Annotated in this window: 10 protein-coding genes; all 10 read right to left on the bottom strand. The window is 51.3% G+C overall.

The features are described from left to right. A complete protein-coding gene (locus HMPREF1144_RS00485) occupies positions 1 to 951 on the bottom strand; it encodes an ABC transporter (protein WP_009651606.1) in 951 nt (316 codons plus the stop codon). Positions 952 to 953: 2 nt separating this feature from the next. Further along, positions 954 to 1,622 carry a DsbA family protein gene (locus HMPREF1144_RS00480; protein ID WP_009651573.1) on the bottom strand — a complete coding sequence of 223 codons (669 nt, stop codon included), beginning with the start codon at positions 1,620 to 1,622 and terminating at the stop codon, positions 954 to 956. Positions 1,623 to 1,692: 70 nt separating this feature from the next. Beyond that, the gene (locus tag HMPREF1144_RS00475) at positions 1,693 to 1,899 is read right to left on the bottom strand and encodes a DUF4762 family protein (protein ID WP_004853584.1); all 207 of its coding nucleotides are present in this window, start codon (positions 1,897 to 1,899) and stop codon (positions 1,693 to 1,695) included. A gap of 104 nt (positions 1,900 to 2,003) precedes the next feature. Then, positions 2,004 to 2,675, bottom strand: a complete 672-nt coding sequence (locus HMPREF1144_RS00470; RefSeq protein WP_004853585.1) for a hypothetical protein — start codon at positions 2,673 to 2,675, stop codon at positions 2,004 to 2,006. Between the two features lie 22 nt (positions 2,676 to 2,697). After that, positions 2,698 to 3,246, bottom strand: coding sequence for a fimbrial protein (locus HMPREF1144_RS00465; RefSeq protein ID WP_004853586.1), 549 nt, complete (start codon positions 3,244 to 3,246; stop codon positions 2,698 to 2,700). 9 nt (positions 3,247 to 3,255) lie between these two features. Further along, entirely contained in the window at positions 3,256 to 4,308 is a 1,053-nt protein-coding gene (locus HMPREF1144_RS00460; protein WP_004853587.1) for a fimbrial protein, read from the bottom strand. After that, positions 4,308 to 4,937 carry a fimbrial protein gene (locus tag HMPREF1144_RS00455; RefSeq protein WP_004853588.1) on the bottom strand — a complete coding sequence of 210 codons (630 nt, stop codon included), beginning with the start codon at positions 4,935 to 4,937 and terminating at the stop codon, positions 4,308 to 4,310. Before HMPREF1144_RS00455 ends, HMPREF1144_RS00460 begins: the two co-directional genes overlap by 1 nt. An 18-nt stretch (positions 4,938 to 4,955) precedes the next feature. Beyond that, positions 4,956 to 5,699 carry a molecular chaperone gene (locus HMPREF1144_RS00450; RefSeq protein ID WP_004853589.1) on the bottom strand — a complete coding sequence of 248 codons (744 nt, stop codon included), beginning with the start codon at positions 5,697 to 5,699 and terminating at the stop codon, positions 4,956 to 4,958. 25 nt (positions 5,700 to 5,724) lie between these two features. Further along, on the bottom strand, positions 5,725 to 8,193 hold the full coding sequence (locus HMPREF1144_RS00445; RefSeq protein ID WP_009651587.1) for a fimbria/pilus outer membrane usher protein: 2,469 nt from the start codon (positions 8,191 to 8,193) through the stop codon (positions 5,725 to 5,727). A 75-nt stretch (positions 8,194 to 8,268) separates the two neighbouring features. Further along, complete coding sequence (locus HMPREF1144_RS00440; protein ID WP_004853591.1) at positions 8,269 to 8,823, bottom strand: fimbrial protein; 555 nt, start codon at positions 8,821 to 8,823, stop codon at positions 8,269 to 8,271. Positions 8,824 to 8,854: the final 31 nt, after the last annotated feature.

Below are 8,854 nucleotides of genomic sequence, written 5' to 3'. Positions count from 1 at the left end.
TCAGTGATTAATAAAATAGAGCGAATGGCTGTGCCACAAAAGCCAATCCTGCGGATAGTCACGCAGGGTGTTTTCAATCATCGTCGGTAGCTTTGCCGCGACCTCTTTTGGCCTCAGCGGAGAATAGATCTTTATTTTTATCCCGTGCTGATAATAGAGGTGATAAAAAACAACCTGCGCCGATACGATGCGAGAAAACCGCTGTACCCCGCTATGTAATTTTGCCGGGCGGCCAAATAGCCGGCAGCTTATTTTTCCGGACTGCGCTTCAGGGGTCTGTACGGTATAATCAGCCGGAATATCGGGGAAAATAATCATATTTTCCCGCCCTGCCGACACATTAGTCATTAACGCCATAAGCTCGCTAGCCAGCGATGTATTATCCTGGTGGATTGAGCAGTAAGAGAGCGCGACGCCGCCCATTTTACGGCTGGCGACGGTATAGTTTTCCGCGCTGGAAGAAACCACTACGCTGGCTTTGCCCGGCGTCACGCCGGCCCCGACCATCGCCGCTAAGATATCGGAAATGCAGTGCAGCGGCGCAAGGACAACCGGCGTCTTTTGCGCCGCCAGGGGAGCGACAACGGCGTCAAGCTCTCGCGTGCATGCCTGCATCTGGGCCAGGGTGGCCGGGTGCTGTCCCCAGGTCGCCCCTATCTCCAGCAGCTGGCGGCGCATGGCTATCCATCCGGCATCAATTCGATCCTCGACGCCCGTCAGGCAGCGGTAGTTTTGCGTCGCCACGGCAGTGCGGCCACGGTACTGTCTGCCCAGCAGCCGCAGCCGACACAGCGCGCGAATCGCCAGCAGCAGCAGAGGCATCGGGGTAAAACGCATGACTCTACGCACCGCTTTTTGACCGTAGCCGGTAAGAGGCCGGCAGCGCCAGCTCAGCTGCGCGGACCATTTTCTTACGCTGAAGACGCTCCAGACGATGAGAAAGCGCGCCACGCTTACTCCTTATCCTGGGTTAACAGCTGGCGTAAATAGTCGGCAAATTCAGGAAACTGACGATCCTTTGCCACTACGTATTTTTTATTCACAATAAACAGCGGCGTCGCGTTGATGTCATAAAGCTCGGTGATTTTCGCCATATATTCCAGACGCTCGGCAACGGCCTGGCTTTGGCGTAACTGATGGTATTTCTCGACATCAATACTATTCTTTTTCAGCCAGCCATTAAGCGTTTCCTCATCGGCTAAATTAATCCCGCGGGTCATTACCGCGTTAAACGCCTGGTCGCGCATCTGGCGCTCAATGCCCATAACTTCAAGGGTCGCAAAAACCGGCGCAAAGACCGCCAGTCCGTTATTCTCGCCAGTAATATGGATAACTTCAAAGGTGCTATCCGCGGGTAGCGTGGCGGCGAATTTTTCGATCTCTTCTTCGTTCGATGCGCAGTAGTGACAGCCATAGGACATCACTTCAATAATGCTTTTCTCATTTTTTATTGGGCTACTGGCAACGGTTGCGCTGTCAATTTTCCGCAGGGCGGAAGGCTGACTGCTATCCAGTGAAAATGTATTAAACACAAATATGTGATAGCACAGCACGGTAATTAGCGACGAAATTAACGCCACCAGAAACGTATAGCCAACGGCGGTAATAGGTTTTATCTTCATTTGATACCAGGCTCGCGAGAATGGCGGAGGAATACATGGAGGGTTACCCCTCCATGTATCACATCAGAGATTAACGACGGATGCTGTTTGGCACGACGCACATGCTGTCCGGCGCATCTTTCATGCTAACGGTCGAACCGTGCTTATCCGTACAGGTGGTCACTTGTTTACAGGTAGAAATACCGCCAACGACCACTGTCTCGTAAGAACTTGTGCAAGTTTCCTTGCAGCATCCGCCAATAATATTTGATGCTTCAATCATACTTAATTTTTGCATTTGTTAGATCCTTAACTATTTATATTGAAATGTATTTTTCTTACACTTACCTACTGGCTTAGCTATCTGCCAGTAATTCTGTCGATGTTAGACTTTGTATGCTGTTATACGCAGGGGGTGGCAACGATACACTTGAAAATATTAAACAGTTCTACGTTATTTTTAGCATTTAATTTTTTCATCAGGCCCCGTTTGCAGCGGCTCAGTCGACGAACATCAATTTTTTGCTCAGAGGAAATTTGCGACAATGACTTCCCTTTGAATATTTCTTCCATTAACCACCAGTCATCGCTGGAGATACTGTTATTAAAATCCCGGGCTAACCACTTCTGTCGGGTATAATTAATAAGCGAGCGGCTATAAAATATTTTCTTTGCCACCATCGAATCAGCGCCTTCAATGAATTTAAAAAAATTCTCCAGCGACTCATTTTTTAATAACCAGCTCGCCTCCGGGAGCAGCGAATGCAGCGCAAAGAACAGAGAAATATTATTCTCTCCTAATAAAATCACCAGCTGCTGATTTTCCCGGCAGTAGTACTCTTTTATAGTGTATAGCGCATTAAAGCGTTCGTCCGGCAAACTGTCGACATCGCAGAGCACCCAGCGCAGCTCCTCTTTCTGCTTCGGCAGACGCAGCGTGTTGATCAGCTGAGAGAACTGGTCGAGCCTTGAGAAAGAGCAGTCGTCGTCATGCGCAGCAAGATCGTCAACCAAAGAACGTACGCCTTCTGAGAAAAAGATATTTTTATCGTAGAGAAAGAAACGGCGGCTCATTTTTCATCATCCTTGATCTATTCTACTGGTAATTAAGGGTGTAATACGCTGTTGCCTGAAAAGCACCGGTTTGCAAGGTTTTGTTACTCAAGGCATCCGGTTCCCCTTCAACAAAAGCTTTAAAATTTAACTGCATAGTGGCATCGGAAATAGCGACCGCGGTTGTTGGCGTATTGAGTGAAATCGCCGTGCCGTTACTCTCTTCAAAACCAATGCCAATGCCGCTGGCGGAATTTGGCGCTACCGGCGTAATCGCCAGACGGTCGCTCATATTGGCATTTTCCGTCCCGCTAAAGGTTACGGTAACGGAATTAAAAACATCGGTACTGCAATCCTTAAGCTCAATCACAAACGCTTTGGGCTGTGATTTACTCTCCGCATAGAGCGTACGGGTTGAAATCTGACCAAAATCAACGGCGATATTTTTGGATGAGGGAACGATACTGCAGCCATGGGCCGCGACGGTGCCTTTAAAGGTTAAGTCGCCGCCGATCAGTTCCCCGCTGGCATACGCCGGCGTGACAGCCGGCAGCAAATATATAAGAACCATTGATGCGATAAATTGACGCATGCTGCCCCCTTACTGAAACTCAGCGACCACGGTGGCCGATGCCTGGAATTCCCCTTCGAGAATATTGGTCCCGGCATTAGCAATCGGCGCGGCGGTCAGATTCCATGTTCCCTGATTGTTATTAAAACCCGGCACGTCATAAAATCTATTCGCGGCCACTAAACTGCCGCCTGAATCTTTCAGAATAATGCCAAGATTGGATCGATCGACGGCGCCGGTGGTCCCTAAATAATCGCTATTAAAACTGGCGGTATTGGCCTGCTGAATACCCAGGCGAATATTTAAATTACCGTTCGCGAAACTTCCCCCTTCGCATTTCACCTGAATCGGCACGGACCGGCTGTAATTATTGCCATTTAGCAGCGAACCCGAACTGGGGATGGTATCAAAATCAACGACGATCGGTGAACCTGAGTTGACAATGCATTTATCCGGAACGGTAATGACCCCGGAATTAATCGATATAATCGACATTGGGGTACTGCCCATTCCTGAGCTGTAATTCCCCAGGCGGCCGTAAAGCTTGGCGATTTCTGTACCCAACAGGTTAACGCCGTTGATAATAGGCTTAGTAATCATAAACGTTACCCGCCCCTTGGCGCCGGACTCAAAGTTATTAAACTGGGTAGTTGGCGGGACACATTGGTTCTGAAAGGCATTATTCGATTCGTTATAAAAAGGCACCGAAAGATATTCCATGCGCTGACCACGGATATAAATTTCAATTTTGACATCCATATAATCATTGAGCTTTAAATAGCCCGGCGCGCTTCCCTGCTGCATCAGCGAGGCGGTCGAAGAGTAATAAATTGCCTGATCTTGCATGGGAATCGTACAGCTGGCTATACCAGAGTATTGCCCGCCCAACGAAAATTCATAAGGAATCGTTGCCCCAATGCTGTTATTGGTAATATCCTGATTGACCACGTCAATATTATACATTTTAGGTCCGCCGACCGGCGTAATTTCCCCTTCAATCGCCGCTCTGGCATCAAGGGATAATAAGCCGCCGCAGAGTAAAAGCGTGACGCAAGATTTTCGCCCGAGAACCATCGTCGTCATCAGAGATACTCCATTTTTAAACGCAGCAGTCCGCTAAAGTTGCCCGCGGTCACGTTTCGTCCGGTTGACTCCAGCACGGCAATAAACGTCAGGCTGCTATCGCCGGTTTTCACAATAAACGGCGGCTGCGTTTGATTAATATCCAACGCCCGTTCTTTGACATCCAGCAGGCGAATACCAGCTCCTGAGATGCTGCCGGTCAGGCGCAGCAGCTGGCGATTACGTTCATCCGATTCGCCGATAAAAGTGAGCTGAACCGCCTGCTCGCCGGTGGTGTAGAGATGCTTGCTGTTGCCCGTCGTCCGTGAGGCGATGCTGTCGCGCGCCTGCGAGGCGCCTTTCAGGCAATCCCTGAGTTCGACGCGAACCAGCACCGGCTGGCTCCGGTCGCCGGCCTGATGAAAACGGCGGGCGCTGATTTCACCCATCTCAATAATCTGCAGGCGGCTCTGCGGTGCCAGCACGCAAGGCGAGGCATAAACGGAGCCATTGAATATCACGTTACCGCCATCTTCCCCCTGATGATCCCGGTTATAGTGCTGTGGCTGTAGCGGAATATCAGCGTCGGCCAGCGCTGGCATACTGATACCGAATACAAACAGTGCTAATAGCGATAGACGCGTTTTCATCATCAGGTTCCTCTTTAATTACCCTTGCTGCGATGGCGGCAGCGCTTTACAGGTATTTCCTTCACAGCGATATTTCAGCTCCGGATGACCGCCATAATCGTTCACATACATCATGGCGAAATCTCGCACGCCGCCGTCGGTTACGCTGAACTCCATGCTGGACTTCGGCGCAATCATAATCCCCGGAAACTTAGTGATTTTTTCACCCTTGACGCGGGACAAGCTAATAATGGTGATGTAATAGGGCGTCGGGTTTTGCGCGGTCATCTTATTGCCGCTCTTTTGAAAGACGACCTGGTCCTGCCAAATCTCGCTTTTGCTTTTGGGAATAATGGCCGTCGGGCGGAAAAATAATTTAATCCGCGACTGCATGGCTAACTGCAGGACATTCGCTTTATCCGGCTTGGGCGGGATTTCGCGCACGCTTAAATAAAACAGGCTTTCCCTGTCCTGCGGCAGCTGGTTAATACCGTCAGTTTTGGTGACCCGCGCCACCCCTTTTTGCCCGCCGTTAATCCGCTGTAAAGGCGGCAGCACCACCAGCGGAGAGGTAATCTTGTTGCCCTTGCTGTCCTCAACCCATGATTGCGCGAGAAAAGGAATATCCGGGCTGGTGTTGGTTAAATTCGCGCTCGCCGAGCTGTCTTTACCGGTAATGATAAGACGCGTGCGATCCAGCGAAACTCCCGCCTGAGCGGTACCGCTTACCGCCGTCAGCATCACAACGCCCATCCAGCAGAATTTGTTGCTTATTATGCTCATTTTTGGCCTTTTATTACTGTCACAGTCATTTACACGGCAATAGCGCGGCTGTCGAACGACGCACGATGGTCGGCGGGATGGCAATCTGGCACTGCTTTTTCCCGCTCCACACTACGCTTAGCAGCTCCTGAGGATTAACCCCCGCCAGCCATCCCTGACCACCTTCCATAATCATGGAGACGCTCACGCCATCGCCGTTGATAACCTCCGCGCCGAACGGTGGATAGGTACCGTCAGCCAGGCGAATAATCCCCATCATTTTTTCTCCCTTGGCCATGCCAAAGGTCTGATAGCCAATGGCGCCTTCGGTCAGCGTGGCGGTGCTGATGGCTTTTGCCGGTTCGATGGATTCCGACATCGCATCGACATCAACACGGGTATCAAAGCTGTTGTAGCTCACGATGTCCGGGATAACGGCAATACCGAAATTGTTGGTTCTTGATTTACCGTCATTGAGCGGAACGTCGCCGATACCGTTGGTATTCACCATCACGCGCGCCGTGTTAAGCGTCGCGCCGCTGTTGTGGATCGCCGCCCCGTGCCGGGTAGCGGTAAAGCCGCCGCGCAGGGTGCTGCTCAGGGAAACGTAGTGATCCTGCTGATAGCTGGCGTTGCTGTTGATTTCGGCATACTGCGAGCGGCGCTGATAGTAGCCGTCGACGTTGGCATAGCCGCTCTGGCTCGCCCCGGCACGCAGTCGCCACAGGTTGTTGTAGTCGCTGCTGTCGGTGTACGAGAGCATCGGGCTGGTTTTGCCGTTATTGGTCTGTACGTCGAGACCGCTCCATTTGCTATCGCCAACGGGAATGGAAAGCGAGAAAGCAATAGAGTCGTCTTTACGCCCTTCGTAATCGGAACGGTAGGCCGAAATATTGGTGGTGATCCCGCGAATATTACCGACGTTAAACGAGCGCCCTAACGAGATGCCGTAGCGATCCTGGCTGCTTCGATTCCAGTAATTCTGGTGGGTATAGGTCAGAAAGACGGTAGTCGCTTTGCCTGGCTCATCGGCCCAGAACGTTTTATTCCCGGTGATGGTATAGACTTCTTTTTCACGGCCAAGGCTGTCGTAACCCTCGTAACGCTCGTTGAGATATTGCGAGAAAGAGCGGAAATCTTCCTGAGAGAAGCGATAGCCGGCGAAGGTAATTGAACTGTTATATTCGTCGAACGTTTTCGCATAGCTCAGCTTAAACGAGGTGCCTTTAAGCCGTTTCTGGTTTGACTGCTGGCTGTAGGATTCGGTGGCATCAAGCGAGAGCGCGCCCAGTACGCTGAGATCGCGGCCAATACCGGCGGAGACCGCGGTATATTCCGCCCCTGCGCTTTGTAAACCACCGTACAGCGACCAGGCGTTGGTTATCCCCCAGGAGAAATCACCGGAAGCGAAACCTGGCCCCTGAATTTTATGGTTATAGCGGGACGGCGCGCCGACAGCCACGTTGTAACGCACGTAGCCGGGACGCGTAAGGTAAGGAATGTTGGCGGTGTTAACCTGGAACGTCGAAATGGAGCCGTCCTGCTCCTCCACCTGAACATCCAGCGTACCGCGCACCGAGCTGCGTAAATCCTGAATGTTAAACGGTCCGGCGGGAACCGTCGTTTCATAAATAATGCGCCCGCTCTGCTTCACCGTCACTTTGGCGTTGGTCTTGGCCAGGCCGCGAATTTCCGGCGCGTAGCCCTGCAGGTTTGGCGGCAGCTGACGCTCATCGCTGGCGAGATTAAGCCCGGTAAAGCGCACGGTGTCGAAGACCTGAGAATCAAGGTAGATCTCCCCCGCCGTCAGCTTTGCCGCCATCATCGGCAGCGGACGGTAGGCGTAGATCTGATTCATGTCGAAATCAAATTGATGCGTCGCGCTGTAATAGCTGGTCTGATATTCGCCGCGCAAACGCCAGCCGCCGAGGTTAACCCCGGTCTGGCCGTATCCGCTCAGGGTGGTGTAATCTTCATGCATATCAAGCTGGCGGGTATATTGGCCGGTCAGACTGTAGTCGAGCAAAAACCCGCCGATGCCCTGGTCCCAGCGCTCCGGCGGCGTCCAGTTCGGATCGTTGTATTTCATCCACGCCTGCGGGACGGTGATGTCCAGCACCCCGGCGTAGTTGCTGAGCTTAGCCCCAGGAAGGCTCAGCAGGTCATAGCAATCGGCAAACGGCTGTGCGACCTTTTTCTGCGCTTCTTCTTTCAACGCCAATCTGGCAAGAATTTCGCCGTTAATGCAGGCCTGGGTATGCTTCTGGTCCTTAGAAGCCAGATAACGAACCTTTTGCTGCCCGACCGCCTGGCCATTTATTTTAATATCTAATAAGTACTCGCCCGGCGGGACATAGTTGTCGGTGGCGAAACGGGTTAAATCGATATTGTCGCGATCGGCGGCATCCAGTACGTCGGTATTGAATTCCACGTCGGTTGAGGCACAAGCCATAGAAGCACAGCAGAAAAAAAGCATCTGAGAGAGGATTATTTTTATTTTTAGTTCTGCTGACATGACTATTCATCCCGAATCATTCAGTAAAATATCGTGCGCGGTAAACAAGCTACAACAGCAATAGCTGGCTTGCGTCTAGTTGTAATCCATATAAAAACGAGTGACGGCGTGAAAATCCCCAGCCTTAATATGTTGCTGAACCGGAACCAGCGAAGCGGTGAATTTCAGCGTATTATTCTCATCACTTAGCAGATATCCCGAGGAGGGTTCTCCAAAAGTTAAAACTTCCCCACGGCGATCGCGAATCTGTATACCAAACCCCTTTCCTTCCCCATCAGGAATTAATACGGTCGGGTCCTGCGATGACGCATTGCCGGTAAAAGTAATCGTGGCATAAGCACCGGGCGTTGATTGATTTTCGCTGCCGTAAGACGCGCAGCCCACTAAGCGCACCAGAAAAGGCCGGACGAGCTTACCTTCTTGATCCATATTAATATCGCGAGCGGATATGTTGCCGAAATCCACCCATAGCTCCCGCGAGCTGGGATCAATATCGCAGGCGGCAGCAACCAGCTCCCCCGAAAGCGCCAGCTGTCCGGGCGTAAAATTAGTACTCGAAGCATGTCCGGAAAAGAGTAATACCGATACGAATAGCGCTATCAGTCTCTTTTTCTCTGTATCCTTAACCATACTCAGAATTCCATATTATCGGGTACACCAT

The sequence above is a fragment of the Klebsiella sp. OBRC7 genome (genome assembly GCF_000293135.1).
GTDB lineage: Bacteria > Pseudomonadota > Gammaproteobacteria > Enterobacterales > Enterobacteriaceae > Klebsiella > Klebsiella michiganensis.
Note: the sequence above shows the minus strand (reverse complement) of the source record. Positions and strands in the feature narration are given on the sequence as shown.